Raw genomic sequence first — 26,370 nt, 5'->3', positions numbered from 1 at the left:
TCATGAAACTTGACGATGTTCAGCGCATTGCGCACTTATCTAGACTGGAATTAAATCCTACAGAAGCTGAGGGAATTTTGCCCCAGCTACAAGCTGTTTTTTCTCTAGTGGAGGAGATGCAGGCCGTAGATACTGCGGGGCTAGAGCCTTTGGCGCACCCTATCCTCTTTTTGCGCGAGTTAGCCCAGGCTTTGAGGGTGGATCAGGTCACCGAATCTGACCATCGTGCGGAAAATATGCTTTCTGCGCCAGCGCAACAAGACGGCTATTTCTTAGTTCCCAAGGTGATTGAATGAGTTGGCATAAAACCCCGATCACCCTGATGGCAAAGGCTCTAGAAGCCAAAGAGGTTTCTAGTACCGAGCTAACGCAGTACTTTTTAGATCGCATTTCAGCGGGTAAGGCATTCAACGCTTATCTAGACGTGAATCCCGAGCTTAGCCTTGCGCAAGCTGCCCAGGCTGACTCCTTAAGGGCCGCAGGCAAGGCCAGTAAATTAACGGGTATTCCTATTGCCCACAAAGATGTCTTTGTAACGAGGGGCTGGAAGTCCACTGCAGCCTCAAAAATGCTGGAAAACTATCAAAGTCCGTTTGATGCCACTGTGGTTGCTAATCTGGGCATTCCAGACCAGGCCAATGGTCATGGGGCTGGAATGGTTTGCCTGGGCAAGACCAATATGGATGAGTTCGCCATGGGCTCATCCAATGAAAACTCCGCTTACGGCCCAGTTTTGAACCCCTGGAATATAGAATATGTGGCGGGAGGCTCATCAGGCGGTTCAGCTGCAGCTGTAGCCGCTGGTCTGGCGCCGATTGCGACCGGTACCGATACTGGTGGATCCATTCGTCAGCCTGCAGCTTTTTGTGGATTGACTGGCATTAAACCAAGTTATGGGCGTGTATCCCGTTACGGGATGATTGCTTACGCCTCTTCCCTCGATCAAGCTGGACCAATGGGAAAAAGTGCCGAAGACTGCGCATTATTGCTTTCAGCGATGTCGTCTCACGATCCGCGCGACTCGACTTCTTTGGCAGATTCTGGCGAGGATTACAGCCGTTATCTCCAGCAGGATTGGCGCACAGGAAATGCAAACCCTGCAAAACCCTTAGAAGGTTTGCGGATTGGCATGCCAGCAGAATTTTTTGCAGAAGGGCTATCCGAAGAGGTCGCCAAGTCTGTCCAGGCGGCAGCAAAATTATTAGAAAGCTTGGGTGCCCAGATAATAGAAGTCAGCCTGCCAAAGACCAAGTTGTCTATCCCGGTCTATTACGTTTTGGCGCCAGCAGAAGCTTCAAGCAACCTAAGCCGCTTTGATGGTGTGCGTTATGGCTATCGCGCCAGTGAGTATCGCGATCTCAATGACATGTATAAAAAATCTCGCACTGAAGGTTTTGGTGCTGAGGTTAAGCGCCGTATTTTGATTGGTGCCTATGTGCTGTCTCATGGTTATTACGATGCTTATTATTTACAGGCTCAAAAAATTCGGCGGATTATTGCTGCTGATTTTCAAACCGCATTTCAGAGTTGCGATGTGATTCTGGGTCCAGTTGCGCCGGATGTTGCTTGGCGTCTAGGCGCAAAGTCAAAAGACCCCTTGCAGATGTATTTAGAAGATATATATACCTTGTCGGCAAATCTAGCGGGACTCCCAGCAATGAGCGCTCCTTGCGGATTTAATTCACAGAATTTACCAATTGGCATGCAGTTGATTGGTAATTATTTTTCTGAAGCTCGCTTATTGCAAGTTGCCCACCACTACCAGCAAGCCAGCGACTGGCATTTGCGTCAAGCAAGCGAGGTGGCATGATGCAATGGGAAGTCGTTATCGGGTTAGAGACCCACACACAGTTACAAACCCAATCCAAAATTTTTAGCGGCGCAAGCACACGCTTTGGTGCTGGACCAAACACACAAGCCTGTCCAGTTGATCTTGCCTTGCCTGGTGTCTTGCCGGTACTGAACCGCGCTGCTGTCGAGCATGCCATTCGATTTGGCTTATCAATTGGAGCCAAGATTGCGCCGGCTAGTATTTTTGCCCGCAAGAATTATTTCTATCCTGACTTACCCAAAGGCTACCAAATTAGTCAGTATGAAATTCCCGTAGTCTTGGGCGGCAGCTTAGAAATCTTAGTTGGCGATGAAGTCAAAGTAATTGAATTGACCCGCGCTCATCTTGAAGAAGACGCAGGCAAGTCTGTGCATGAGGAGGGCTTTATTGGCCCCCACGGCGAAGCTTCTAGCGGCATCGATCTGAATCGTGCTGGTACTCCTTTATTGGAAATCGTCACTGAGCCAGTGATGCGCAGTGCTGCAGAAGCGGTTGCGTATGCCAAAACTTTGCATGGTTTGGTGGTGTGGCTAGGAGTATGTGACGGCAATATGCAAGAAGGCTCTTTCCGTTGTGACGCCAACGTTTCAGTTCGACCAGTGGGACAAAAAGAATTTGGTACACGCTGTGAGATTAAAAATCTCAACTCCTTCCGTTTTTTAGAAGAAGCTATTCAGTATGAGATTCGGCGTCAAATCGAGTTGATTGAAGATGGCGGTACGGTGGTGCAAGAGACTCGTCTCTATGATCCTGATCGCGGTGAGACTCGCAGCATGCGCAGCAAAGAAGATGCCAATGATTATCGCTACTTTCCTGACCCCGATTTATTGCCAGTCATCATTGATGATGCTTGGATTGCAGCAGTCCGTGAAACGATGCCAGCATTGCCTGCTCAGCTACGCCAGCAATGGCAAGGTGAGTTTGGTTTGAGTCCCTATGACGCCCAACTGCTGACACAAGATCGCGATACGGCTAAATTATTTGAAGCCTTGCTGGCAATTGTTGGCAAGCCATTAGCTAAGGCCGCCGCCAATTTAATTGCCGGTGAATTTGCTTCTTCACTCAATCGTGCTGGCATCTCTGCTGCCGCTTCACCGCTGCAGGCGACTCACCTTGCTCCCTTATTACAACGGGTTGCTGATGGCACCATCTCTAACAAGATTGCTAAAGATATATTTGCGATCCTTTGGGAGGAAGCACTTTCTGGAAAACCGGTTAGCTCAGTTGATCAAATCATTGAAGCGAAAGGCTTAAAACAAATTAGCGATAGCGGTGCCTTAGAGCTCATCATTGATACAGTATTGGCAGCCAATCAAAAATCAGTTGAAGAGTTCCGCTCTGGAAAAGAGAAAGCATTTAATGCTTTGGTCGGACAAATCATGAAAGCCTCCCAAGGTAAAGCGAACCCAGGTCAAGTCAATGAGCTGTTACGTAAGAAGTTAAGCTAAAGAAAAAATAGAGAGATAGATTGATGAGCGTAATTGATAGCAAACAAGCCGAGCAAGAAGAATTAGTAGCAGAGTGGTTACGAGCAACCCCTGGTTTCTTTGAGCGCTATGCCAATCTGTTAAATGAGATTCGTCTCAAGCATCCGCACGAAGATCGCGCGATTTCTTTACAAGAGCGGCAGATGACTTTGCTGCGCACCCAAAACCAAGAATTGAATCGTCGCTTAAGTGAGATGCTCCATTTTGGCAGCCGTAATGACAAAACCCAGCAGGCACTCGTTGCTTGGCTGTTGCAATTGATGCGCGCTAATACCAAGGCTGAGGTCGAGAGTGCGGTAACGCTGGGGTTGGCAGCAGTGTTTGAGGTCGATAGTGCGCAACTGCTCTCACCCCATTCTGCATTCGGTCCTTGGATCGACACTCCCTTGTGCGGGTCTGCAAAAGAATTGGCAGCGGCAAGCGTAGATTTGTTGGCAACGCAAACAGCAATTGATCCAGCATGGCAAAGTATGGTTGCCATTGGCCTACCAATTGCGAAGGGCGCATCAACCCCCCACTCTCCAGCAGTGCTGCTGTTGGCTAGCAAAGATGAGACTCGTTTTACAGCGGATATGGGCGCCTTCTATTTAAAGCAGATCGCAGAGCTCACTGCTGCAGCTTTAGATCGTGTTAAAGCATATGAAGACAGCAGCAGCTGAAACTCAGCCGCTTCATCCGCTGATGCAAGAGTATTTGCATGAGCTACATGTATTACGTCAACTTTCACCACATACGCTAAAGGCGTATGGCCAAGATCTTTCTACTCTGCAAAATTTTGCTGCTGAGGATGCTGTTGAATTGCTGAAAGTCAGTAATGCGCATATTCGACGCTGGGCGGGTAGGTTACATGCCAAAGGCAAATCATCCAGAACTATTGCCCGGGGGCTTTCTGCATGGCGAGGATGGTTCGACTGGATTACCGAGAAGGATGCGCGTTCAGCAAAGCACAGCTTGCTTGTCAATCCTGTAGACGATGTTAAAGCCCCGAAGCGATTGAAGTCATTGCCCAAAGCGCTCTCCGTTGAGCAGGCTTTGGCTTTGGTTAATCAGGCGGTGCGCGAAGCTCAAGAGAAAAACGATTTAGAAACCGTTCGGGATGCAGCGCTAATCGATCTTCTGTATTCATCAGGATTGCGTCTTTCAGAGTTGTTGGGGATTGATGTATTGCAGAGCAAGGATCGCCAACAAGAGTCAGCCGGCTGGCTGGACTGGGATGCTGCTGAGGTGACAGTATTAGGAAAGGGCGGTAAGCGACGCTCTGTCCCGGTGGGCGTCCCTGCCATGAGCTCCTTGAAGGCCTGGAGAGATCTGCGTGATGCATCACCTCATGCCACTCAATCAATCGCCTTGTTTATCTCAGCTAATGGGGCTCGCCTATCACCCAGAACAGTTCAATCACGCCTGAAAAGCCTAGCGATGAGGGCGGGGCTTCCAACCCATGTGCATCCTCATATGATGCGGCACAGCTTCGCTAGTCACGTTTTGCAATCATCCCAAGATTTAAGGGCGGTGCAGGAGATGTTGGGTCATGCCAGTATCGCCAGTACCCAAATTTATACCTCTTTGGATTTCCAGCATTTAGCTCAGGCCTATGACAAAGCCCACCCACGTGCAAAAGTAGGCAAAGGCTAAGCAACTCGGTAATATATGAGTTTCCCTTTGTGGGAAATCTGAATTTTGAATGGACCTGTGATGGCATTAATTCCTGTAACAATCCTGACCGGCTTTTTAGGCAGCGGAAAAACTACTCTCCTCAAACATATTTTGACCGAGCAACACGGCAAGAAAATTGCCGTGATTGAAAACGAATTCGGCGAGGAAAATATCGATAACGATATTTTGGTTCAAGATCATCAAGAAAATATTGTGCAAATGAGCAATGGCTGCATTTGCTGCACAATCCGCGGGGACTTAGTTGAGGCCCTCAATGCGCTCTGGCAAGAGCGTAAAGACAAAAAAATCAGCTTTGATCGGGTCGTCATTGAAACCACGGGGGTTGCCAATCCAGGGCCTGTAGCACAGACCTTCTTTATGGATGATGATGTTGCTGATCACTATGTCTTAGACGCAGTGGTGACGCTGGTAGATGCCAAGCATGGCCAACAACAGCTTTCTGAGCATGAAGAGGCTCAGCGACAGGTAGGCTTTGCCGATCAAATCTTCATCACCAAAACAGATCTGGTTAGCCAGGCTGAAGTGGAGGCTCTGAAGAATCGCTTAATGCATATGAACCCCCGTGCACCAATTCAGGGGATTGCCAAAGGGATTGTTCCTTTAAATGCGGTGCTGGACCTCAAAGGCTTCAATCTCAATGCCAAATTAGACATTGATCCTCATTTTCTGGAGCAAGAAGATCATGATCACAGTACTTGTGGGCATGACCACAGTCATGATCATGAGCACCATCATCATGACCACGACCATGCACACGATCATCATGGGCACGCAGGACACACAGATCGCATCCAGTCTTTCGTATTTCGTAGTGATAAACCCTTTGATCATCAAAAGCTAGAAGACTTCCTGGGCGGGATTTTGGAGGTATTTGGTGAGAAGATGCTGCGCTATAAGGGGGTCTTATATGTCAAAGGAAGCCCCCGCAAGGTGGTTTTTCAGGGGGTTCATCAGATGATGGGCAGCGATTTAGCCGGCCCTTGGGGCTCTGAGCCTAAACAAACCCGCATGGTCTTCATTGGGATTGATCTGCCGAAGGACACATTGCTGGCTGGCCTAGAAGGCTGCTTGGTCTGAGCCGGATTCCGATACAATCCACCGCCACAGTAAATATTGATAAAAGGTCGCAAAACTTTGGCAGAATGAGGCAATAATGCTTCAAACCCAGGAAAGAATGAAATGACGGTAAAAACAGCAACAAAACCTGCAGCAGCTAAAACAGCCAGCAAAGCAGTTAAAGGTGCCCCACTCACTGAGGACACTTTAATGAAGATGTCCGAGAAGGAGTACATGAATGCCGCTCAATTGGATTTTTTCCGTCAAAAGCTTTTAACCCTCAAAGACGATATCTTGAAGAATGCTTCAGAGACTACCGAGCATCTTCGTGAAAACATTTTGGTTCCTGATCCAGCTGATCGGGCAACGATTGAAGAAGAGCATGCGCTTGAATTGCGGACCCGTGATCGCGAACGCAAACTCTTGAAAAAAGTTGAGCAAGCCCTGGCCCGCATTGAGTCAGGAGACTACGGCTGGTGTGAAGAGACTGGCGAACCTATTGGCCTATCGCGCTTAATCGCAAGACCTACCGCGAACTTATCGCTTGAGGCGCAAGAGCGTCGCGAGCTGCGTCAAAAACTATTTGGCGAATAAATCGCTTTTCTGATGACCAATTCCTTGCCTACGCTCGCCGATATTCCGCCAATTTTGAAGGCGGAGATTCTGGCCGAAGCATTGCCATACATTCGCCAATATCACGGTAAGACTATTGTGATTAAGTACGGCGGCAATGCGATGGTTGAAGAGCGCCTGAAAGAAAGTTTTGCACGTGATGTGATTTTGCTCAAACTCGTTGGCATGAACCCGGTAGTGGTTCATGGAGGCGGACCACAGATTGATGAAGCACTCAAAAAGATTGGCAAAGTTGGCACCTTTATTCAAGGTATGCGCGTCACCGATGAAGAAACCATGGAAGTGGTTGAGTGGGTTCTGGGTGGTGAAGTACAACAAGATATCGTGATGTTGATTAATCATTTTGGCGGTCAAGCAGTTGGCTTAACTGGAAAAGATGGTGGCTTAATTCATGCTAGAAAACTATTAGTACCTGATGAAAATAAGCGCGGTGAGAATATTGATATTGGCTTTGTAGGTGAGATTGAAGCGATTAATCCTGCGGTAGTGAAGGCCCTCCAGGATGATGCTTTTATTCCAGTCATTTCCCCAATTGGATTTAGCGAAGAGGGTCAGGCCTACAACATTAATGCAGACTTGGTGGCTGGCAAGATGGCCGAAATTTTGCATGCAGAGAAATTGGTGATGATGACCAATATTCCTGGCGTCCTTGATAAGAATGGCAAGCTCTTGACGGATTTAACGGCTCGCGAGATTGATGAATTATTTGCAGACGGAACGATTTCTGGGGGCATGTTGCCCAAGATTTCCTCTGCCTTAGATGCAGCTAAGAGTGGTGTGAATTCAGTTCATATTATTGATGGCAGAATTGAACACTCCCTATTGTTAGAAATTTTGACTGAGCAAGCTTTCGGAACGATGATTCGTTCTCGATAGATATTGAATAAGCGATAAGAGATGCCAGATTCTTTGAATCCAGCGAGCAATATGGATGTTGATAAGACGCGCAAACGTCCGCGCCCTGGCGAGCGTCGCTTACAAATATTGCAAGTTCTGGCTGAGATGTTGCAAAACCCCAAAGGTGAGCGAGTCACTACTGCAGCTTTGGCGGCGAAGATTCAAGTTTCAGAGGCTGCCCTCTATCGTCATTTTGCCAGCAAGGCACAAATGTTTGAAGGCTTGATTGCTTTTATTGAGCAAACTGTCTTTGGGCTGATTAATCAAATTAACCAAAAAGAAGAGTCTGGCCTTGCTCAGGCCCGTGGGATTTTGCAAATGCTGTTATTTTTTGCTGAAAAAAATCCTGGTATGACACGTGTGCTTTTAGGAGATGCTTTATTGCAAGAGGATGATCGTTTGCAAGAACGCATTACCCAAGTGCTTGATCGTGTAGAAGCCTCCTTGAAGCAAGCCTTGCGAATTGCCCAGACTCAGGGCGGGGCTTGGTCTCAGGTGAGTCAGGAAGAGGTAAGCATTCGGGCGGCGATGTTGATGAGCTTTGTTTTAGGGCGCTGGCATCGATTTGCACGAAGTGGTTTCAAAAAACTACCAACCGATGCATCTGACATCAGTCTGCGTATTCTTCTGTCCGAATGAGCGAGTTACATCTCTCTAGAAATACTATCCATTTTGCCGAGCCCTTGCCTTTGCAGAGTGGCGCCATATTGGCGGGCTACGATTTAGTTATTGAAACTTACGGTCGACTCAATCCCGATAAAAGTAATGCTGTATTAGTCTGTCATGCCTTAAATGCATCGCATCATGTTGCAGGGCCAAATCCTGATGACCCACAAGATATTGGCTGGTGGGACAACATGATTGGTCCGGGTAAGCCAATAGATACAGATCATTTTTTTGTCATTGGCGTCAATAATTTGGGCTCTTGTTTTGGTTCAACTGGACCAATGAGTAGCAATCCTGCAACAGGCAAACCTTATGGCGCTGATTTTCCAGTCATTACGGTAGAAGACTGGGTGAATACACAAGCTCGTCTTGCAGATAAGCTGGGTATTCGTAAGTTTGCAGCAGTGATGGGCGGAAGTTTAGGCGGTATGCAAGCGATGGCCTGGGCTATTCAATTTCCGAAGCGTATCGATCATTGCATCGTCATTGCTTCAACACCTAAACTGAGTGCGCAAAATATTGCATTTAATGAAGTAGCACGAAATGCGATTTTGTCGGATCCTGATTTTCATGGCGGCAATTACTATGCGCACAATGTTATCCCCAAGTCTGGTCTGAAGCTTGCGCGTATGGTTGGTCACATCACCTATTTATCTGATGACGATATGGCAGAGAAGTTTGGCCGAGAGTTGCAACGTCCTGATGGAGAGTCAAACGATTACCGCTTTAGTTTTGATGTGGAATTTGAAGTAGAGAGTTATTTGCGTCACCAAGGTGAGAAATTCTCTAAATACTTTGACGCCAATACGTATTTACTCATTACGCGTGCTTTGGATTACTTCGATCCAGCGCGTCGCTATGAGGGCAGCCTGCAGCGCGCCCTAGCTGAAGTGCAATCAAAATTTTTAGTCGTGAGTTTTACAACGGATTGGCGTTTTCCACCGAATCGCAGCCGCGAGATTGTGCAGGCTCTGCTCAGCAATAAGAGTGAAGTCAGTTATGCGGAAATCGATGCGCCACATGGTCATGATGCCTTCTTGCTGGATGACCCTCGTTATCACCATTTAATTCGGGCGTATTTTGATCAAATGCATGAGGCACGCAGATGATACGGAATGACTTTCAAGCGATTGCGAAGTGGATAGCCCCCAATAGTCAGGTGCTTGACTTGGGTTGTGGCGACGGTAGCTTTTTGCAGTATCTACAAGAGCAAAAACCAGTACATGCCTATGGGGTGGAGATAGATGATTCAAGAGTTCTCTCATGCGTGCATAAAGGGCTGAATGTCATTCAGCAAAATCTTGAGGGTGGCTTAGCCTTATTTGAGAACGATAGTTTTGATACCGTTGTACTCTCACAAACGCTGCAAACGATTCATCAAACTGAGAAGATTTTGCGTGAAGTAGTCAGGGTGGGCAAGGAATCGATTATTTCCTTTCCGAATTTTGGGCACTGGTCACATCGCCTGGCTGTCGGTTTGGGACATATGCCGGTATCGAAGAGTCTGCCCTACCAGTGGTACAACACCCCAAATGTTCGAGTGCTGACGGTAGCGGACTTTGAGAAGCTGGCATCCAATCTTGGCCTCAAAGTGATTGATCAATGCATCCTGCATGAAGGACGCGAGGTCACGCTACTGCCTAATCTCTTCGGCAGCCTTGCGCTGTTTCGGATTTCTCGCGCTTAACTATTTCAGAATCTGTTGAGTAATAGCCAGACAGCCTCTAGTGCACCCAGCAATACCAGAGCATTCATTGCTTGTGCTTTTCTGGGCTTTGCCAGCGGCTTACCTTTATTCATTCTCTATAACTTGCTCTCAGCTTGGCTTAAGTCAGAGGGCGTCGATCTCAAAGCCATTGGCTTATTTGCCTTAGTTGGTTTTCCATACACTTGGAAATTTTTGTGGTCGCCTTTTTTAGATCGCTTCCCCTTGCCCTTCCTCGGAAGGCGACGGGGTTGGATGTTAGTCACCCAAATCATTACGATGCTCGCAGTCATGGGAATGGGTTTCTTCAATCCCGTTTCTGAGATTTGGATTGTGGTTGGCTTGGCTGCAGTAGTGGCTTTCTTTTCAGCCAGTCAAGATATTGTGGTCGATGCCTATCGCCGCGAGTGGTTAAGCGATGAACAATTAGGGTCAGGTACTGCGCTCTTTGTAAACGCCTACAAGTTATCTACCTTAGTGCCGGGATCGCTATCGTTAATTCTTTCTGATTACTTGCCTTGGTCTACGGTATTCATGATTACCGGCGCATTCATCGCAATCGGGCCAATCGTCACGCTAATGCTTCCTGAGCCCAGCTTGCGCGGCACACCACCACACACTTTGCGTGAGGCAGTGCTGGAGCCCTTCAAAGAATTTATTTCTCGCAAAGGCTGGGGTTTCGCATTAACTATCTTGGCATTTATCTTTTTGTATAAGTTGGGCGATTCGATGGCTACTGCCTTGGCCACGCCCTTCTATATGGACTTGGGATTTACGAGAACCCAAATTGGCTTGGTGGCAAAGAACGCAGGCCTATGGGCCAGCTTAGCAGGTGGATTTTTGGGAGCCTACTGGTTGCAAAAAATGACGATTGCCCGCGGTTTATGGATCTTTGGGGTTTTGCAGGCTCTGGCTATTCTGGGTTTTGCGATTTTGGCGAAGGTAGGTCTAAGCCCATGGGTTTTGGCTTGGGTGATTGGGTTTGAGGCGTTTGCTGTGGGGCTTGGAACTGCTGCGTTTACCTCATTCATTGCACAGGTTACTGACCCTCGCTACACCGCCACCCAATTTGCGTTGTTTACCAGCCTGGCTGCAGTACCTCGCACCTTCATCAATGCCATCACGGGCTATATTGTTGAGGCTCTAGGCTGGTTTGATTTCTTTGTATTGTGTTTTGTTCTAGCTATTCCAGGGATGCTTTTATTAATGAAGATTGCTCCATGGAATGACACTACGGAAGTCCATCCCTCTTACGAGCCCTAGATCGACCAGTCGTAATCAACAATGAGGGGCGCATGATCTGAGAAGCGTTCTGCCTTATAAATCGACGTTTTCAGAGCGCTGCTGGCAATTTCAGGCGTAGCAATTTGATAGTCAATCCGCCATCCAACATTCTTCGCATAGGCCTGTCCACGCTGGCTCCACCAGGTATAGCACTCTTCACTAGCGCTTGGTTCAAGCTGACGATAGACATCCACATAGCCCACTTGATCAAATAAATTGGTGAGCCAGGCGCGCTCCTCAGGCAAGAAACCTGAGTTCTTGAGATTGCCCTTCCAGTTTTTAAGATCGATTTCTTGATGGGCAATATTGACGTCACCACAGAGCACAATTTCACGACCAGACTTTTTCAGCTTAACGAGGTGGGGCAAAAAAGCCTCCAGATAGCGAAACTTGGCTACCTGCCTATCCTCTGAGCTTGAGCCAGAGGGCATATATACCGAGATGATCGACAGTTTTTTAAAGCGGGCTTCGACATAGCGACCTTCAGCATCAAACTCAGGATTACCAAAGCCATAAAGAACATCATCAGGTTGGTGGGGGGTATAAATACCGCAGCCACTGTAACCCTTTTTTTCAGCATGGTGGAAGAAGCCGTTTAGTCCCCCGGGATTGAGAATGTCTTCTTCGAGATCGTCTCGTTGGGCTTTGAGTTCTTGCATGCAGACAAAGTCTGCCTTTTGAGCAAGCATCCATGGCAGAAAGCCTTTTTTGCTTGCAGAACGAATACCGTTGAGGTTAGCGGAAATGATGCGTAACATGGAGGCCTATGAGCTCAGAAAATTCTAATCAAGATAACTTTATTCGTTTTGCCTTAGAGGCAAAGGTTTTGTCCTTTGGCGAGTTTAAAACTAAAGCGGGACGTCTATCCCCTTATTTTTTTAATGCGGGTGGTTTCAATGATGGAAAGCGCTTAAGCAGCCTGGGTCATTACTATGCTCAAGCCCTCAGCAACTCTCAAATTCAGTTTGATATGTTGTATGGCCCAGCTTATAAGGGGATCACCTTGGCTGCAGCTACTGCGATTGCACTAGCTGATCAAGGACGCAATGTGCCTTATGCATATAACCGTAAAGAAGCCAAAGATCATGGCGAGGGAGGATCCCTGGTCGGCGCGCCAGTTCAGGGCAGGGTTGTGATTGTGGACGATGTCATTTCAGCAGGAACTTCTGTGCGTGAGTCTGTAGATCTAATCCGCGCTGCTGGCGCCGAGCCAGTAGCGGTATTGATTGCTCTAGATCGAATGGAAAAATCCGGCACTGCAACGGATATCGGCAAGCAGTCTGCGGTGCAATCTGTTGAGCAAGAGTTTGGTTTGCCGGTAATTGCTATTGCAAACTTGGCAGATCTGATGGGTTTTTTGGCTGCTTCCAGTAATGCCGAGCTCGCTAACTATCTGCCTGCTGTTAAAGCCTATCGCGATCAGTACGGTGTGTAGCGCTTAATTCAGCTCTATTTCGCCTTCAAAGACAGTGGTGGCAGGTCCAGTCATGATGACGGACTGAGCTACGCCATCGACGATTCCCTTCCAGGAAATTTCGAGATCACCGCCACGGGTGTGAACCTTCACTGGCGAATCTAAAAGGGCGCGGCGAATTCCGGATACCACCGCAGCACATGCACCAGTGCCACAGGCTAGCGTTTCTCCTGCGCCACGTTCAAAGACCCGTAATTTGATTTCATGGCGATTGAGAATCTGCATATAGCCTGCATTCACACGCTTTGGGAATGCGGGATGCATTTCAATCGAGGGGCCTTCAATACGAACTGGAGCACTGTCGACATCCAGTACAACCTGAACCGCATGGGGATTGCCCATCGATAAAACAGCAACCCAATCATCGTGAGCGCCGGGATTTTTCCCAATGGGTAGTGCGTAGAGCGTTTCATGAAACTCTTGCTTACTAGCAATGCCTTCAGGATTAAATGGAACTAAGGCGGGCTCAAAAATAGGGGCGCCCATATCTACCTCGACATCACCATTGTCCAGAGCCCTAAGACTAATGACAGTATGAGCCACCTCTACTTGCAGTGGATTTTTATTCGAGAGACCCTGCTCGTGAACATAGCGTACAAAACAGCGCGAGCCATTGCCGCATTGTTCCACTTCGCCACCATCTGAATTGAAGATGCGATAACGAAAATCCGCATCAGGGCGAGTGGGTTTTTCGATCAATAAGATCTGGTCTGCGCCAATTCCAAATTGACGATTCGATAATGAGCGCCATTGATCGGGCGTGATTTTGCTCAGGTCCTGGTCGATGCCATTCACGACAATGAAATCATTGCCAGCACCATGCATTTTGGTGAAGCGCAGTTTGCGTGATGAGGTGTTCAAAATTCAGAGTCCTTCAATTAAGAGTAGAGGCTTGGCTCGCCTGGCGGCCGATGTTTAAAGCGCTTATGAACCCAATAGTACTCTGCCGGTCTTTCTCTCACAAGCTCCTCGATGTATTGATTGAGTCTTGCTGTATCTTTTTCCACATCATCAGATGGGAAGTTCGACAGCGGGGCACTGATATGACAGGTATAACCATTTCGATCTGTATTCAAAGTGGTTGTCATCAGACAGACCTCAGCACCGCTTAATTTAGCTAGACGAGATACGGAAGTGATCGTATTCGTTGGAATGCCAAAGAAGGGTACGAAAACGGAATCTTTTGGACCAAGGTCGATATCGGGTGCAATAAAAATGAAATTGCCCGTTTGAATTTCCCGAATGAGATCGCGCAGACGACTTTGTCGCTCAATCGACTTGCCGCCAAAGCGATTGCGCCATTCAATCATCTTTTGGTTGAAGAAGGGATTCTTCATATTTTGATAAAGACCAGCCCCCCGAGGCCAGTCGTGCTTGCTCGCTAGAGCAGACAGGGCCATGAAGCCGCCCTCCAGGCCAACAAAGTGCGGGTTAATTAATAGACGAGGCTTGCGATCCCCAAGGGTAATTTCAGACTCAATCGAAACAATGTCTGTTATTTGCTTGTCACTTCCCAGCCAAATACGACTGCGTTCCAGTACGCTGCGACCAAATAGTTTCCAATGCTCGATCGCTAATGCATCAATTTCAGACTCGCTCAGATTTGGAAAACATAAACGCAAATTGGTTTTGACAACTTTTGCACGCTCATTTGGAATATGCGCTGCAAGCCAGCCAAGACCGTAACCAATCCGAATCGTGAGTTGATAAGGCAAGAATGCAAATAATCGGAGCAGATTGAGCGCTAAAAAATTAAAGAAGTTTTGGAGCCAAATCATGTCGGGTATCGGTATGAATTAATTGCTTGGAGGCAGTTCTGCACCAGCTGGATGCTTGTAGCGGTTATATGCCCAGATAAATTGCTCTGGCGCTTTGAGAATCGCATGTTCAATTGCCTGATTCATCTCAGTGGCGGCTAAATTTGCATCCTCTGAAAATGGAGCTAGGCGCGTTGCTTGCATTAACCAGCCTTGCCCTAGATTTTTACGCTTAGCAGTAAACATAATGACGGGAGTCTTGTTACGATTGGCAAGGCGGGCTGGCAGGGGTGTAGTGTAGGCGGGACGACCAAAGAAAGGTACCCAAACGCCATCGCCACCACTGGGAACTTGATCAGGCAATATTCCAATCGCTTCACCTTTGCTTAAGGCGCGCGTCATTTGTCTCACCCCATTTAAATTGGTTGGCACAAAATGCATATTAGGATAAGCACGACCTTCTTCCACAATGCTATTGAGCCAATCTTGACGCGAAGGGCGATAGAGGATGGTTGCAGGAAAATGTTGAGCCAGCACGCGTGGAATAATCTCAAAGCCACCCAAGTGCGGCGTCAACATCACAAGCCCATGCCCTTCATTAATCGCAGCTTCTACCAAATCCCAATTTTGGATCTCGGCTAATTTCAGTGCCTGTTTGGGGTTACGCCAAATCCAGAGGCTATCTGAAAAGAGCTGGCCTGAGGCCATTACTGCGGTCCAGAGACGCGAGGGCAATTGATGAGCCTTGAGGACAGCAAGATATTGAGAGCGAAAAAGTTGTCGATAGCTTGCCGAGCCAAGATAAGCCAAGAGACCCAAGCCAGCGCCGATCATTTGCACAATGCATAAGGGCAGCACAGCAATCAAAACAAGAACGGGCTTTAGTAGGAGTTTTTGCACCTAACAATGATATTCAATGATTGGTATAGAACCAAATTTCTGGACGATCTTGAAATATTTCTTATTTTTGGGATAAAATTGAGACATCGCTGAGTTAAGACAACTTGCAGGGCGATTCAAAAAATCTGCTAAAGCGTCGCCGTTGTGGTTCCTGGCACGTCGAGTTGTCCTAATGATCGTGTTAATTTTCAAAGGAATATGCAATGGCTAATGATTACTTCTTTACCTCAGAATCGGTTTCTGAAGGTCACCCCGATAAAGTCTCTGATCAGATCTCTGATGCCATCCTCGATGCCATCCTGACCCAAGATCCAACTGCACGTGTTGCGGCTGAGACACTCTGTAATACCGGTTTAGTGGTATTGGCTGGAGAAATTACAACCAATGCCAACGTAGATTACATTCAAGTAGCCCGTAATACCTTGCGTGAAATCGGGTACGACAATACCGCTTATGGCATTGATTACAAAGGCTGCGCAGTCTTAGTAGCCTACGACAAGCAGAGTCCCGATATTGCTCAAGGTGTTGATAAAGCCCATGACGATGGCCTTGATCAAGGCGCTGGCGACCAAGGCTTGATGTTTGGATACGCTTGCGATGAAACTGCTGAGTTAATGCCTTTGCCAATTCACTTATCGCATCGTTTGGTCGAGCGTCAGTCTCAACTGCGTCGTGATGGTCGCTTAAATTGGTTGCGCCCAGATGCCAAATCCCAAGTTACCCTGCGTTATGTAGATGGGAAGCCCGATTCTATTGATACTGTGGTGCTATCCACCCAGCATGCAGAAGACGTCTCTTTGGAGAAATTGCGCGAAGCAGTCATTGAAGAAATCATCAAACCGGTATTGCCAAAGCATTTAGTCAAAGGGGCGATTAAGTATCTCGTTAATCCTACCGGCCGCTTTGTGATTGGTGGCCCACAGGGTGATTGCGGTTTAACAGGTCGCAAGATTATTGTGGATACCTATGGTGGTGCAGCACCCCACGGCGGCGGCGCTTTCTCAGGAAAAGATCCCTCTAAAGTTGACCGCTCGGCTGCTTACGCAGGTCGTTATGTTGCCAAGAACGTCGTTGCTGCTGGATTGGCTAGTAAGTGCTTGATTCAGATCTCCTATGCGATTGGTGTTGCTAAGCCTACTTCAGTGATGGTTAGCACCTTTGGCACTGGCAAGATTTCTGATGAAAAGATTGCTCAGTTGGTTTCAGAGCACTTTGATCTGCGTCCCAAGGGTATCGTAAAGATGCTCAATCTACTGCGTCCGATCTATCGTAAAACAGCTGCTTATGGCCACTTTGGTCGTGAAGAGCCTGAATTTACTTGGGAGCAATGTGATAAAGCCCCTGCATTAAAGGCTGCAGCAGGTTTATAAGCAATATTGAGTTAAAAGTGGGGAAATTGTTTACAATTTCCCCATACCTTCAAGGAGCGTTGCAAGGATTGCTGTGAACCAGCCAATCCCCAGGCTTGGAGGGAGTAAATTTTTCTATCCCGAATTTACTTATTGCAACCGCGCTCGCTAACCCATGATTCAATGGCTAGCGATTATCTACTCCGGCATTGGGTCGTATTTAGCTGGAGCATTCATGAATACCGTTTCTGATTTCAATCTACAAGATTTCGTAGCCACGCGTTGTGCTATTGCTGATATTTCTTTATCTAACTTTGGCCGTAAAGAAATTGCCATTGCCGAGACCGAGATGCCTGGACTCATCGCAATTCGCGATGAATTTTCTGCGCAACAACCTTTGCGTGGGGCCCGTATTACTGGCTCTTTGCATATGACCATTCAAACAGCCGTGTTGATTGAAACCCTAGAGGCGCTTGGTGCCGAAGTGCAGTGGGCCTCTTGTAATATTTTCTCGACTCAAGATCATGCTGCTGCAGCGATTGCAGCAAACGGTACACCCGTGTTTGCGATTAAAGGTGAGACCCTCGAGCAGTATTGGGATTTCACACACCGTATTTTTGAGTGGGCCGACGGTGGATTCACTAATATGATTTTGGATGATGGTGGTGATGCTACTTTGTTATTGCACCTTGGTGCACGCGCTGAAAAAGATCAAGCCTGTATTAGTCACCCAACCAGCGAAGAAGAAACCATTCTGTTCGCCACCATTAAAAATAAATTGGCTATTGATCCAACTTGGTATTCAACTCGTCTGGAGAAAGTCAAAGGCGTTACAGAGGAAACTACAACAGGCGTGCATCGTCTTTATCAAATGTTTGCAAAGGGAGAACTCAAGTTTCCTGCGATCAATGTGAACGACTCCGTCACCAAGAGTAAGTTTGATAATCTTTATGGTTGCCGTGAGTCATTGGTAGATGCGATTAAGCGTGCAACGGATGTCATGATTGCCGGTAAGGTAGCTGTAGTGTGTGGTTATGGCGACGTGGGTAAGGGCTCTGCACAAGCTTTGCGTGCTTTATCTGCCCAGGTTTGGGTCACTGAAGTCGATCCCATTTGTGCCCTACAAGCTGCAATGGAAGGCTATCGCGTTGTGACAATGGACTACGCTGCTGATAAGGCAGATATCTTTGTTTCTGCGACAGGCAATTACCATGTCATCACTCATGACCATATGGTCAAGATGAAAGATCAAGCGATCGTTTGTAATATTGGCCACTTCGATAATGAGATTGATGTGGCTGGTATTGAAAAGTACCGTTGGGAAGAAATTAAGCCTCAGGTTGATCATGTGATTTTCCCAGCCGCTAATGGGATGCCTGAAAAGCGTATCATTATTTTGGCTAAGGGTCGTTTGGTAAATCTGGGTTGCGGCACTGGCCATCCTTCCTATGTCATGAGCTCTTCTTTCGCCAATCAAGTGATTGCTCAGATTGAATTGTGGAATGCAGTCGGCACAGACAAGTATCCTGTCGGTGTTTACACCTTGCCTAAGCATCTTGATGAGAAGGTGGCACGCTTACAGTTGAAGAAGCTCAATGCACAGTTAACGGAGTTAAGTGATCAGCAGGCTTCTTATATTGGCGTCACTAAGCAAGGGCCTTACAAGCCTGATCACTATCGTTATTAATCAAGCTACTAAAAAGACTAGGCTAAGGTAATGGAACTGAGCGTTGAATTCTTTCCCCCTAAAACACCAGAAGGTGAGAATAAATTACGTTTAGTGCGCGAGCGCTTGAGCGAAACTCTCAAGCCCGCGTTTTATTCTGTTACTTTTGGTGCTGGTGGCTCTACCCAGTCTGGGACTTTAAAAGTGGTTAGTGATATTCATGCGGCTGGTGCAATGGTTGCTCCACACTTGTCTTGTGTGGGCAGTTCGCGTGAGAGTGTGCGTCAGATGCTGAAGCAATATCAAGCGCTCGGTATTAAGCGCATCGTTGCCTTACGTGGTGATCTGCCATCGGGCATGGGCCAATACGGTGAGTTCCATCATGCGAATGAGCTGGTGGAATTTATTCGCTCAGAGACAGGCGACTGGTTTCATATCGATGTAGCTGCTTATCCAGAAACCCATCCTCAAGCGAAATCACCAGCGAGTGACATTGACTTTTTTGTTCAGAAAATGAAGGCGGGCGCGAATTCTGCTGTGACTCAGTACTTTTACAATACCGACGCCTACTTCCGCTTTGTAGATGAAGCTTACGAAATGGGTGTTACGCAGCCTATCATTGCCGGGATTATGCCCATCACTAACAGTACGCAGTTACTGCGTTTTTCAGATGCCTGTGGCGCTGAAATTCCTCGCTGGATTCGATTGCGTCTACAGTCCTATGGAGATGATGTAGCCTCGATTCGAGCTTTTGGTGAACAAGTAGTTACTGATCTCTGCGATCAACTGTTAGTAGCCGGCGCCCCGGGATTGCACTTTTATTCATTGAACCAGGCAGAAGCCGTTTTGGCTATTGCAGACAACCTCAGTCTAGGGTCTTAAGCCAGACTCGGTCAGCATGTAGGTCAGAGGCTCATCATGGGTTTGAGCAGACCACTTTGTGTCATCTAGTTTTTGCCAATCAAAGCCGATGCCGATACAGATCGGCTGGCGCCCCAGTTTTTTCAAAAGAGCCAGGGTTCTATCAAAGTAGCCTCCACCATAACCTAGTCGCCAATGCTTTTTCTTGTCCTGCGACTCTGACCAGCCAACACAGGGCAGCAAAATACAGTCAGGAAGAATTTGGGGTCTTTGAGAATTGCTGGGAATCGGCTCTGGCACCCCATGCTTGCTTGGGCTTAAAACATCCCCCGCTTGCCAAAGATAAAAATCCAAATGCTTATCTTCTTTTGCATAAGGCAGGGCCAGTTGGCGATGGGCTTGAGCCTTTGCCCAATCCAATAGGGTAGGCCGTAAATCAATTTCATTTTGGATGGGGCAATATAAGGCGATAGATTTAAGCTCTGAAGAATGCTTTGTCAAAAATTGATTCAATACCCCAATTAGCCTAGCTTCAGTTTGAGCATAGTCTGGCGATGCCATAAACTCACTGCGTTGCCTGAGTAAGTCTTGGCGGAGAGATTTTGTTGAATTACCGTGCATATCGAGCATTATCAGGTGAAAATTAAGAAATATAGTAAACAAGGTTACATAGTGAGAAAGTCGCATCAGAACCCGGCACCAGCATTGAAAATCCTTTCTGGATTGCTGATCCTATGGGCAGCCCTGATGAGTCCAGGCGCGTTTGCAGACAAGTCAAAGAAAGTCCATTTGCCCAAGTCTTATGAAAGTAAGCTTGCCCCAGAAGAAATCACTGATGCTGACCGTACTTTTATCGAATTACGTGAAGCCGCGAAAAAAAATGATGTCTTCAGGTCGCAGCAATTAGCTGCAGCTTTAGCAAACTACCCCTACGATGATTACGTTACTTACTTTCGAATTAAGCCTCAATTATTTGATAGTGGAGGCGGAGCGCGCGCAGATACTGGTGCAGATTCACAAGTTATCGCTTTTTTAAATCAGTATCAAGGGAGTGCAATTGCAGATCGAATGCGCAATGACTGGTTGCTGGTATTGGGTAAGCGAAAAGATTGGAGTAATTTTGATGCTGAGTACGCCAAGTTTGTTGTCGATGACGATACAACGGTCAAATGCTATGTATTGCAATCGCATTTAGCTCAAGGTGAGAATGCTAGCAAGGTTGCATTTGATGCGCGCAGCATTTTGATTGACCCTCGTTACTTTGGGCAATCTTGTCAAGAATTGGTGCCACTTCTAGTTCAGGCTGGAGGCATGACGCCAAGTGAGGGTAGGGCCATCGGTCGCGCTGCTAATGAAATGGGCTTTGATACGATGTCGCGTCGTTTAGGTGGCGAAGATCCCATTGCTGATGTGGTGAAGATGGCGAAAACGGATCCAGCCAGAGCATATAAAGATTTTCAGCAAATCGGTAATCGCTACAGCAAAGAGAACCAGGCTGTCGCTTGGGGAGTGATCGGCCAATTTTTGGCTAAGAAGCTGGATCCCAATGCCGATGATGCCTATCGACTACAGCAGGCTTTAGGTTATAACGAGCTCCTCTCTACAGAGAGTCAAGAGTGGAAGGTTCGAGCAGGCTTGAGGGTGAAAGATTGGACTTTAGTGAAGCAGGCCATCGAGGGTATGAATCCGGCGGTCCGCAGTCGAGATCCGGCCTGGACCTACTGGTATGGTCGTGCACTGAAGGCAGATGGACAAGACGCCAAAGCTCGCGAATCCTTTGAGCTGATTCAGGATCAATTTAATTTTTACGGCCAACTAGCGCGTGAAGAGTTGGGTAAATCGAATCATGCCCCAGCTCGAACTAAAGTTTCTGAGCAAGAAATTGATGTGATGGCAAATCGCAATGGTTTTATTCGGGCACAACATCTTTACGCAATGAATCTTCGATTTGAAGGCAATCGAGAGTGGAATTGGGAGCTGCGCAATATGTCCGATAAGCAATTGTTAGCTGCTGCGGAGTACGGAAAGAGGGTGAATTTATATGATCGTGTTGTCAATACTGCCGATCGTACTAAGCAGGAACATGATTTCACCTTGCGCTACCCAACCCCTTTTAAAGATGACTTGGCACCGATTGCTAAACAGATTGATTTGAATTTGGCTTGGGCATACGGACTCATCCGTCAAGAATCCCGTTTCATTATGAATGCTTCATCGAATGTCGGTGCGGCAGGCTTGATGCAAGTCATGCCAAATACTGCAAAGTATGTTGCCAAGAAAATCGGGATGACTTCATATACCAGCCAACAGCTCCAAGATAGAAATACCAACTTGACGCTCGGTAGCAATTACCTCAATATGGTTCTCAATGATTTGGATGGCTCGTGGGTGCTAGCCTCGGCTGCCTACAATGCTGGCCCGGGCCGCTCAAAACAGTGGCGCGAGAAATTGGATGGGCCAGTTGAAGGTGCTATTTTTGCTGAGACTATTCCTTTTAATGAGACTCGCACCTACGTCAAGAACGTATTGTCTAATTCCAGTTATTACGCATCTGTCATGCAAGGGCAGTCACAATCCTTAAAACAGCGCTTAGGCACCATTACTCCAAAAGCGGCAACGCAAAGCGATTTACCTTAAGGAGATAATCAATCTTATGAAATACGACATCTTACTCATCGGTGGCAATGGATTTGTGGGCCGCGTTTTAGCGGCAAAACTACAAAATGCGGGTTATTCAGTATTGCTGCCTACTCGACATTTAGGCGCAGCTCGTGAGCTCAGAATGTTACCCAAGGTGCATCTTGAGGATGCCGATATTCATGATTTTGATGAGCTACAAAATTTATGCGGTCGAGTGCGCTCTCATGGTGCAGTGATTAATTTGGTGGGCGTTCTGCACGATCAGCCCGCCAAACCCTATGGCAAAGTATTTAAGGCGGCGCATGTCGAGCTGCCCAAAAACATTATCACCGCAATGCAATTGCATGGCCTGAAGCGCTACCTTCATATGAGTGCTTTAGGCGCCGACGAGCACGGCCCTTCGATGTACCAGCGGAGCAAAGGCGCTGGAGAGGCTGCAGTGAAGGCGAGCAATCTCGATTGGACAATCTTTAGACCCTCTGTCATTTTTGGTGCGGCCGATCAGTTCATTAATTTATTTTCTAAGCTGACAACATTATTTCCGGCTTTGCCTTTAGCACATTGTGATGCACAGTTTCAGCCTGTCAGCGTTGATGATGTAGCCAGTGCATTTGTGAAATCGCTCACCATGCCCCAGACAATTCACCAGTCCTATGATTTAGTTGGACCAGATGTATTAACGATGAAGGCCATTGTGGAGTTCGCAGCTCGAAAAGCCAAGACAAAGTGTGTGATTATTCCTGTGCCTAATCTAGTCGGGTATTTGCAAGCCCTTGCATTTGAATATTTACCGGGACCTACGCTAATGTCTCGAGATAATATTGCTTCGATGAGTTTGCCCAATACTTTGCCTGTTAATAGTCAAGATGCCTTAGTGGATGTCTTTGGAATGAGTCGCCATACGCTTGAAGGAATGGGCTAGTTCGTGAAAACCTACGCTGTTGGTGGCGCAATACGAGATACCTTGATGGGCATCCCAGCCCACGATATCGATTATGTGGTGGTAGGAAGTTCTGTAGAGGAAATGCTTGCAAAAGGTTTTCGTCCAGTCGGCAAGGACTTCCCTGTTTTTTTACATCCCGCCACTCAGGCTGAATATGCCTTGGCTAGAACCGAGCGCAAAACAGGCGCTGGGTATAAAGGTTTTGTATTCCATGCAGATCCTTCTGTCACCCTGGAGCAAGACCTTGAGCGTCGTGATTTAACCATCAATGCCATGGCACAAGAGCTCTCTGAAAATGGCGAGTGGGTGGGCCCCATCATTGATCCATTTAATGGACAAGCAGATTTAGCCAAAAAGATTTTGCGTCATGTCTCCGATGCTTTTGCTGAGGACCCTCTACGTTTACTTCGGGTGGCCCGCTTTGCAGCCCGCTTTCCTGAATTTATCGTAGCCGAGGAAACCCTCCTCGCAATTCAAGCAATCGTTCGATCTGGCGAGCTGGCAGCACTCTCATCCGAAAGAATTTGGCAAGAGCTATCAAGAGGTCTAACAGCCACTAAGCCCATGCGGATGTTTCAGGTCTTACTGGATGCCGGCGCTGCAAAATTGCTGTTACCAAGCAGTCTAAATGCGCAGCTCATCGATGAACCACAACGAGAGAGCTTGCGAGACTATTTGCGGATTGCCCCTCCAACATTAGAGGAGCGTTGTGCAGTGGTGCTCATGAATTTACCGCCTACTGAAATTCGAGCATGGTCAGAGGCGGTAAAGATGCCAAATGAAGTTCGCGACTTCAGTGAAATTTTTAGTGAACTGAATCTCTTGTTAAAGCAAAGAGGAGATCAGAAAAATACTGCTCAAGAGATTCTGGCTTGGTTTAATCGTGCTGATGTGTGGCGCAAGCCAGAGCGAGCGATGATGGTTTTGACCCTGGCCAAACAAATCGGCTTTGAGGTGAGCGATCTGATTCAGGCCTTACAAAAAGCCCAAGCCCTAGAGTTAGCGCAATGCATTGCTGATCTTGACTCCTCCGATAGAAATAACGGCGAGAAGATTCGGATAGTGGTGGAAAAGGCACGCTTAGCAGCGATTGCTGCAGCTCTTTAGCTAGAGGCGATTACGACCACCCAAACCAGGCAAGTCTTGAAGATGTTGTCCCGGAATGAGATCACTCAAATTCTTTGAGAAAGCAAACGCTTTAAAGAGCTCGCCCATCTCTGCTTCAGAGAGTAGTTTTTGTAAGGCGTTGGAGATTGGCAAAAATGTTTCAGCGTCTTTTGGATCAGCAAGCTCTAAAGCCAGTTCACCGATCCCTGCGTTGAGCAGATAAGCCCCTTGATTAGTCAGGAAAACATCATCTGCTTGTTCTGCGAGAGCAATACGAGCAAGCTCAAGCCACTCCACATGTGTCGTTAAATCACAAAGACCCGGCAAATGAAAGGGGTCGGGTATTGCGTGGTGGCGGTGATGCGCAATCAAAGTACCTTCTTGTCTTTGAGCGTGATAGTACTCAGACTCTGGAAAGCCATAATCTAAAGTCAGAAATAATCCAGTCTGAAGTTGCTGTGCGACTTGACGCATCCAAGCATGAGCTTGAGGATGCAGTTCAGTCGTGTAGCCTTCGGGAAAATTTCCATTCAATAAGATTGTGGGTAATGCATTTTGATTAACTGGTTTACCGGTCTTCCAAAGAAACTGCCCATTCTCATCAGAGACCCCGCGCCAATGCCAAAAGCCGTTCTCAAAAATAATCAGCTCACAAGGAATGGCGTCGATGACCTCGTTAGCAATAATCACCCCCTGATAGTTTTGGGGTAATTCATCTAGCCAGTGACAAGTAGTGCTGCTCTCTTGACTAGCGATTAGGTGGTTTAGACGTGATTGCTGTCTGGCAGCCAAGTCTGGAGAGATTTCGATAATTTCGTAAGCATCGAGGCTAAAGCCCTGTTTGCCCAGGTGCAGCAAAATCGCCTCAGCCAATTTGCCGGTGCCAGCTCCAAATTCCAAAATTTTGCTTGGCAGATCTTTTGATTTAAACCCTTCCAGAACCGGTAAGAGGGTATTGGCAACTGCGGAGCCAAATAATGGGCTTAATTCAGGCGCTGTCGTAAAGTCACCCCCTGCTCCCAGTTTGTGGGCGCCAGCGCTGTAATAGCCCATGCCGGGTTCGTACAGGGCCATTTGCATAAAGCGGGAGAAGGGGATCCAGCCGCCTTTAGCACTGATTTCAGCACGAATTTTGCTGCAGAGCAGTTGGCTATGCTCCGCTTCTAGGCTGGTCAAGGTAATATCCATAGCTCGCTAGTCTAAGAGAATTTAACTGCACATGAGTTCTGCGTCCCAATTTACGTCAAATAAAGCCGTTTTAGTGACCGGCGCTGCAAAGCGTTTGGGTCGAGAAATTGCTTTGGAATTTGCTCGTCAGGGTTGGGACATTGCTATTCATTATGGTCGATCCGCTACTGAAGCAAAGCAGACGGTTACCGATATTCTTGCCCTCGGGGTCAAGGCGCTAGCTTTTCAGGCTGACTTGAGTAAGGAGGTAGAAGCAAAAGAACTATTTACAGCTGTAGCTAAAGCATTTCCGAATCTAGGCTGCATCATTAATAGTGCTTCAATTTTTCAATACGATCGAGCAAATTCAGATACTCCTTTAAGTGGAAAAAATGTATTGGCACATATGCAGGTGAACTTGACGGCGCCAATCATTCTTTCGCAAATGTTTTTTGAACATCAGAAGCAACATCAGTTGGAGAGCGAATGTATTCCATCAGTGATACAGCTACTAGATCAAAAACTCATTAATCCCAATCCAGATTACTTGTCTTACACGCTATCAAAAAGCGCCTTACTCAGCTCAATCGAAATTTTGGCAGTCGATTTTGCCCCTTTACTCCGCGTGATTGGCCTAGCTCCTGGAATTACGCTCCCTTCTGGCGATCAAACAGCTGAGGGATTTTCAAAGGCGCATCAAATGACCCCGCTCGGTCGCTCTTCTAAGGCAATCGACGTGGCTAAAGCCGCCATATTTTTAGCAGAGTCATCTGCAATTACTGGAACGACACTCTACGTTGATGGTGGGCAACATTTGTTGCCATCGGAGCGAGATGTGATGTTCAAGACTCACTAAATGACCAAGGTAAATTAACTCATGCAAGCCATTCTCTCCCATCCCAGTCTGATTGACTGCCGCCGTTTATATTTGCGCGACTACGAGATTTACATCAATATCGGCGTTCATGATTTTGAGAAGAAAGCGGAACAACGCGTGATTCTCAATGTGGATTTATATATTCCACTTGGACTCAATACTCCCAAACAAGATTTATTGGGAGAGGTGGTTGACTATGACTTTATCCGCGAAACTATTAAAAATAGGGCTTTGCAGGGCCATATCCACTTACAAGAAACTTTTTGTGATGATATTGTTGCCGCTATGCTGGCTCACCCAAAAGTGTTGGCGGTTCGTGTTAGCACTGCCAAGCCAGATGTCTATCCTGACTGCCATTCAGTAGGCGTAGAAGTATTTCGCATCAAGCCGGTCTAA

27 protein-coding genes and 1 riboswitch are annotated in these 26,370 nt (G+C 47.2%); of the genes, 21 read left to right on the top strand and 6 right to left on the bottom strand.

Translation table 11 applies throughout. The annotated features are described in order from the left end of the window. Positions 1-2: 2 nt before the first annotated feature. The 12 genes from gatC (at position 3) to ICU98_RS08475 (ending at position 11,212) form a co-directional block, all read left to right on the top strand. On the top strand, positions 3-296 hold the full coding sequence (gene gatC / locus ICU98_RS08530) for an Asp-tRNA(Asn)/Glu-tRNA(Gln) amidotransferase subunit GatC (RefSeq protein ID WP_215352122.1): 294 nt from the start codon (positions 3-5) through the stop codon (positions 294-296). Then, a complete protein-coding gene (gene gatA, locus ICU98_RS08525) occupies positions 293-1,810 on the top strand; it encodes an Asp-tRNA(Asn)/Glu-tRNA(Gln) amidotransferase subunit GatA (RefSeq protein WP_215352121.1) in 1,518 nt (505 codons plus the stop codon). The genes gatC and gatA overlap by 4 nt, the downstream gene beginning before the upstream one ends. After that, entirely contained in the window at positions 1,810-3,279 is a 1,470-nt protein-coding gene (gene gatB / locus ICU98_RS08520; RefSeq protein ID WP_215337011.1) for an Asp-tRNA(Asn)/Glu-tRNA(Gln) amidotransferase subunit GatB, read from the top strand. The genes gatA and gatB overlap by 1 nt, the downstream gene beginning before the upstream one ends. 23 nt (positions 3,280-3,302) lie before the next feature. Further along, entirely contained in the window at positions 3,303-3,977 is a 675-nt protein-coding gene (locus ICU98_RS08515; protein WP_215352119.1) for a DUF484 family protein, read from the top strand. Further along, positions 3,958-4,950 carry a tyrosine recombinase XerC gene (locus tag ICU98_RS08510; RefSeq protein ID WP_215352117.1) on the top strand — a complete coding sequence of 331 codons (993 nt, stop codon included), beginning with the start codon at positions 3,958-3,960 and terminating at the stop codon, positions 4,948-4,950. The genes ICU98_RS08515 and ICU98_RS08510 overlap by 20 nt, the downstream gene beginning before the upstream one ends. 60 nt (positions 4,951-5,010) lie before the next feature. Continuing rightward, the gene (locus tag ICU98_RS08505; RefSeq protein ID WP_371818424.1) at positions 5,011-6,069 is read left to right on the top strand and encodes a GTP-binding protein; all 1,059 of its coding nucleotides are present in this window, start codon (positions 5,011-5,013) and stop codon (positions 6,067-6,069) included. Positions 6,070-6,258: 189 nt separating this feature from the next. Next, positions 6,259-6,642 carry an RNA polymerase-binding protein DksA gene (dksA, locus tag ICU98_RS08500; protein ID WP_371818451.1) on the top strand — a complete coding sequence of 128 codons (384 nt, stop codon included), beginning with the start codon at positions 6,259-6,261 and terminating at the stop codon, positions 6,640-6,642. A gap of 12 nt (positions 6,643-6,654) precedes the next feature. Beyond that, positions 6,655-7,557, top strand: coding sequence for an acetylglutamate kinase (argB, locus tag ICU98_RS08495; RefSeq protein ID WP_215336529.1), 903 nt, complete (start codon positions 6,655-6,657; stop codon positions 7,555-7,557). Positions 7,558-7,578: 21 nt separating this feature from the next. Further along, positions 7,579-8,217, top strand: coding sequence for a nucleoid occlusion factor SlmA (gene slmA / locus ICU98_RS08490; RefSeq protein ID WP_215352115.1), 639 nt, complete (start codon positions 7,579-7,581; stop codon positions 8,215-8,217). Then, positions 8,214-9,353, top strand: coding sequence for a homoserine O-acetyltransferase (locus ICU98_RS08485; RefSeq protein ID WP_215352113.1), 1,140 nt, complete (start codon positions 8,214-8,216; stop codon positions 9,351-9,353). Before slmA ends, ICU98_RS08485 begins: the two co-directional genes overlap by 4 nt. Next, positions 9,350-9,931 (top strand): methionine biosynthesis protein MetW, encoded by a 582-nt coding sequence (gene metW / locus ICU98_RS08480; RefSeq protein WP_215336524.1) that lies wholly within the window; start codon positions 9,350-9,352, stop codon positions 9,929-9,931. The genes ICU98_RS08485 and metW overlap by 4 nt, the downstream gene beginning before the upstream one ends. Before the next feature lie 15 nt (positions 9,932-9,946). Beyond that, a complete protein-coding gene (locus ICU98_RS08475; RefSeq protein WP_215352111.1) occupies positions 9,947-11,212 on the top strand; it encodes an AmpG family muropeptide MFS transporter in 1,266 nt (421 codons plus the stop codon). Here ICU98_RS08475 and ICU98_RS08470 read toward each other — a convergent pair. After that, positions 11,209-11,991, bottom strand: a complete 783-nt coding sequence (locus ICU98_RS08470) for an exodeoxyribonuclease III (protein ID WP_215352109.1) — start codon at positions 11,989-11,991, stop codon at positions 11,209-11,211. The two genes, ICU98_RS08475 and ICU98_RS08470, sit on opposite strands and share 4 nt — an antisense overlap. Positions 11,992-11,999: 8 nt before the next feature. Here ICU98_RS08470 and pyrE point away from each other — a divergent pair, with 8 nt between their 5' ends. Then, a complete protein-coding gene (gene pyrE, locus ICU98_RS08465; protein ID WP_215352107.1) occupies positions 12,000-12,668 on the top strand; it encodes an orotate phosphoribosyltransferase in 669 nt (222 codons plus the stop codon). Between the two features lie 3 nt (positions 12,669-12,671). Here pyrE and dapF read toward each other — a convergent pair whose 3' ends face one another. The 3 genes from dapF to ICU98_RS08450 are packed head-to-tail and all read right to left on the bottom strand — an operon-like array spanning position 12,672 to position 15,364. Beyond that, on the bottom strand, positions 12,672-13,532 hold the full coding sequence (dapF, locus tag ICU98_RS08460) for a diaminopimelate epimerase (protein ID WP_215353270.1): 861 nt from the start codon (positions 13,530-13,532) through the stop codon (positions 12,672-12,674). A 53-nt stretch (positions 13,533-13,585) separates the two neighbouring features. Further along, complete coding sequence (locus tag ICU98_RS08455) at positions 13,586-14,485, bottom strand: lipid A biosynthesis acyltransferase (protein WP_215352106.1); 900 nt, start codon at positions 14,483-14,485, stop codon at positions 13,586-13,588. An 18-nt stretch (positions 14,486-14,503) separates the two neighbouring features. Next, positions 14,504-15,364: a lysophospholipid acyltransferase family protein gene (locus tag ICU98_RS08450; protein WP_215352105.1), complete on the bottom strand. Its 861-nt coding sequence runs from the start codon at positions 15,362-15,364 to the stop codon at positions 14,504-14,506. 203 nt (positions 15,365-15,567) lie between these two features. On the opposite strand from ICU98_RS08450, the gene metK reads away from it, so the two are divergent. The 3 genes from metK to metF all read left to right on the top strand — a co-directional run bounded on the left by metK (position 15,568) and on the right by metF (position 19,261). Continuing rightward, positions 15,568-16,734 carry a methionine adenosyltransferase gene (metK, locus tag ICU98_RS08445; protein ID WP_215352104.1) on the top strand — a complete coding sequence of 389 codons (1,167 nt, stop codon included), beginning with the start codon at positions 15,568-15,570 and terminating at the stop codon, positions 16,732-16,734. Between the two features lie 45 nt (positions 16,735-16,779). Then, positions 16,780-16,887, top strand: a riboswitch (S-adenosyl-L-homocysteine riboswitch). A 61-nt stretch (positions 16,888-16,948) separates the two neighbouring features. After that, positions 16,949-18,400 (top strand): adenosylhomocysteinase, encoded by a 1,452-nt coding sequence (gene ahcY / locus ICU98_RS08440; protein ID WP_215352103.1) that lies wholly within the window; start codon positions 16,949-16,951, stop codon positions 18,398-18,400. A 30-nt stretch (positions 18,401-18,430) separates the two neighbouring features. Continuing rightward, on the top strand, positions 18,431-19,261 hold the full coding sequence (gene metF / locus ICU98_RS08435) for a methylenetetrahydrofolate reductase [NAD(P)H] (RefSeq protein ID WP_215352102.1): 831 nt from the start codon (positions 18,431-18,433) through the stop codon (positions 19,259-19,261). Here metF and ICU98_RS08430 read toward each other — a convergent pair. After that, positions 19,250-19,801 carry a 5-formyltetrahydrofolate cyclo-ligase gene (locus tag ICU98_RS08430; protein ID WP_251365342.1) on the bottom strand — a complete coding sequence of 184 codons (552 nt, stop codon included), beginning with the start codon at positions 19,799-19,801 and terminating at the stop codon, positions 19,250-19,252. The two genes, metF and ICU98_RS08430, sit on opposite strands and share 12 nt — an antisense overlap. Before the next feature lie 111 nt (positions 19,802-19,912). Between ICU98_RS08430 and ICU98_RS08425 the strand changes: the two genes are divergently transcribed. The 3 genes from ICU98_RS08425 to ICU98_RS08415 are packed head-to-tail and all read left to right on the top strand — an operon-like array spanning position 19,913 to position 23,930. Beyond that, complete coding sequence (locus ICU98_RS08425) at positions 19,913-21,877, top strand: lytic transglycosylase domain-containing protein (protein WP_251365341.1); 1,965 nt, start codon at positions 19,913-19,915, stop codon at positions 21,875-21,877. A 16-nt stretch (positions 21,878-21,893) separates the two neighbouring features. Continuing rightward, positions 21,894-22,802 (top strand): complex I NDUFA9 subunit family protein, encoded by a 909-nt coding sequence (locus ICU98_RS08420; protein ID WP_215336504.1) that lies wholly within the window; start codon positions 21,894-21,896, stop codon positions 22,800-22,802. 3 nt (positions 22,803-22,805) lie between these two features. Then, positions 22,806-23,930 (top strand): polynucleotide adenylyltransferase, encoded by a 1,125-nt coding sequence (locus ICU98_RS08415; RefSeq protein WP_215352100.1) that lies wholly within the window; start codon positions 22,806-22,808, stop codon positions 23,928-23,930. On the opposite strand, the gene ICU98_RS08410 is transcribed toward ICU98_RS08415, so the two are convergent. Then, positions 23,931-25,118, bottom strand: a complete 1,188-nt coding sequence (locus ICU98_RS08410; protein WP_215352098.1) for a class I SAM-dependent methyltransferase — start codon at positions 25,116-25,118, stop codon at positions 23,931-23,933. 31 nt (positions 25,119-25,149) lie between these two features. On the opposite strand from ICU98_RS08410, the gene ICU98_RS08405 reads away from it, so the two are divergent. Together ICU98_RS08405 and ICU98_RS08400 are read left to right on the top strand one after the other, a co-directional pair. After that, positions 25,150-25,953 (top strand): SDR family oxidoreductase, encoded by an 804-nt coding sequence (locus ICU98_RS08405; protein ID WP_215352096.1) that lies wholly within the window; start codon positions 25,150-25,152, stop codon positions 25,951-25,953. A 21-nt stretch (positions 25,954-25,974) separates the two neighbouring features. Further along, complete coding sequence (locus ICU98_RS08400; RefSeq protein WP_215352094.1) at positions 25,975-26,370, top strand: dihydroneopterin aldolase; 396 nt, start codon at positions 25,975-25,977, stop codon at positions 26,368-26,370.

Origin of the sequence: Polynucleobacter sp. MWH-P3-07-1 (genome assembly GCF_018687555.1) — a bacterium.
Taxonomy (GTDB): domain Bacteria; phylum Pseudomonadota; class Gammaproteobacteria; order Burkholderiales; family Burkholderiaceae; genus Polynucleobacter.
Note: the sequence above shows the minus strand (reverse complement) of the source record. Positions and strands in the feature narration are given on the sequence as shown.

Excerpts from the sequence above, each read along its gene's own strand:
- gatC (WP_215352122.1), top strand. The coding sequence starts at position 3 with ATGAAACTTGACGATGTTCAGCGCATTGCGCACTTATCTAGACTGGAA.
- gatA (WP_215352121.1), top strand. The coding sequence starts at position 293 with ATGAGTTGGCATAAAACCCCGATCACCCTGATGGCAAAGGCTCTAGAA.
- gatB (WP_215337011.1), top strand. The coding sequence starts at position 1,810 with ATGCAATGGGAAGTCGTTATCGGGTTAGAGACCCACACACAGTTACAA.
- ICU98_RS08515 (WP_215352119.1), top strand. The coding sequence starts at position 3,303 with ATGAGCGTAATTGATAGCAAACAAGCCGAGCAAGAAGAATTAGTAGCA.
- ICU98_RS08510 (WP_215352117.1), top strand. The coding sequence starts at position 3,958 with ATGAAGACAGCAGCAGCTGAAACTCAGCCGCTTCATCCGCTGATGCAA.
- ICU98_RS08505 (WP_371818424.1), top strand. The coding sequence starts at position 5,011 with ATGGCATTAATTCCTGTAACAATCCTGACCGGCTTTTTAGGCAGCGGA.
- dksA (WP_371818451.1), top strand. The coding sequence starts at position 6,259 with ATGAAGATGTCCGAGAAGGAGTACATGAATGCCGCTCAATTGGATTTT.
- argB (WP_215336529.1), top strand. The coding sequence starts at position 6,655 with ATGACCAATTCCTTGCCTACGCTCGCCGATATTCCGCCAATTTTGAAG.
- slmA (WP_215352115.1), top strand. The coding sequence starts at position 7,579 with ATGCCAGATTCTTTGAATCCAGCGAGCAATATGGATGTTGATAAGACG.
- ICU98_RS08485 (WP_215352113.1), top strand. The coding sequence starts at position 8,214 with ATGAGCGAGTTACATCTCTCTAGAAATACTATCCATTTTGCCGAGCCC.
- metW (WP_215336524.1), top strand. The coding sequence starts at position 9,350 with ATGATACGGAATGACTTTCAAGCGATTGCGAAGTGGATAGCCCCCAAT.
- ICU98_RS08470 (WP_215352109.1), bottom strand. The coding sequence starts at position 11,991 with ATGTTACGCATCATTTCCGCTAACCTCAACGGTATTCGTTCTGCAAGC.
- pyrE (WP_215352107.1), top strand. The coding sequence starts at position 12,000 with ATGAGCTCAGAAAATTCTAATCAAGATAACTTTATTCGTTTTGCCTTA.
- dapF (WP_215353270.1), bottom strand. The coding sequence starts at position 13,532 with ATGCATGGTGCTGGCAATGATTTCATTGTCGTGAATGGCATCGACCAG.
- ICU98_RS08455 (WP_215352106.1), bottom strand. The coding sequence starts at position 14,485 with ATGATTTGGCTCCAAAACTTCTTTAATTTTTTAGCGCTCAATCTGCTC.
- metK (WP_215352104.1), top strand. The coding sequence starts at position 15,568 with ATGGCTAATGATTACTTCTTTACCTCAGAATCGGTTTCTGAAGGTCAC.
- ahcY (WP_215352103.1), top strand. The coding sequence starts at position 16,949 with ATGAATACCGTTTCTGATTTCAATCTACAAGATTTCGTAGCCACGCGT.
- metF (WP_215352102.1), top strand. The coding sequence starts at position 18,431 with ATGGAACTGAGCGTTGAATTCTTTCCCCCTAAAACACCAGAAGGTGAG.
- ICU98_RS08430 (WP_251365342.1), bottom strand. The coding sequence starts at position 19,801 with ATGGCATCGCCAGACTATGCTCAAACTGAAGCTAGGCTAATTGGGGTA.
- ICU98_RS08420 (WP_215336504.1), top strand. The coding sequence starts at position 21,894 with ATGAAATACGACATCTTACTCATCGGTGGCAATGGATTTGTGGGCCGC.
- ICU98_RS08410 (WP_215352098.1), bottom strand. The coding sequence starts at position 25,118 with ATGGATATTACCTTGACCAGCCTAGAAGCGGAGCATAGCCAACTGCTC.
- ICU98_RS08405 (WP_215352096.1), top strand. The coding sequence starts at position 25,150 with ATGAGTTCTGCGTCCCAATTTACGTCAAATAAAGCCGTTTTAGTGACC.
- ICU98_RS08400 (WP_215352094.1), top strand. The coding sequence starts at position 25,975 with ATGCAAGCCATTCTCTCCCATCCCAGTCTGATTGACTGCCGCCGTTTA.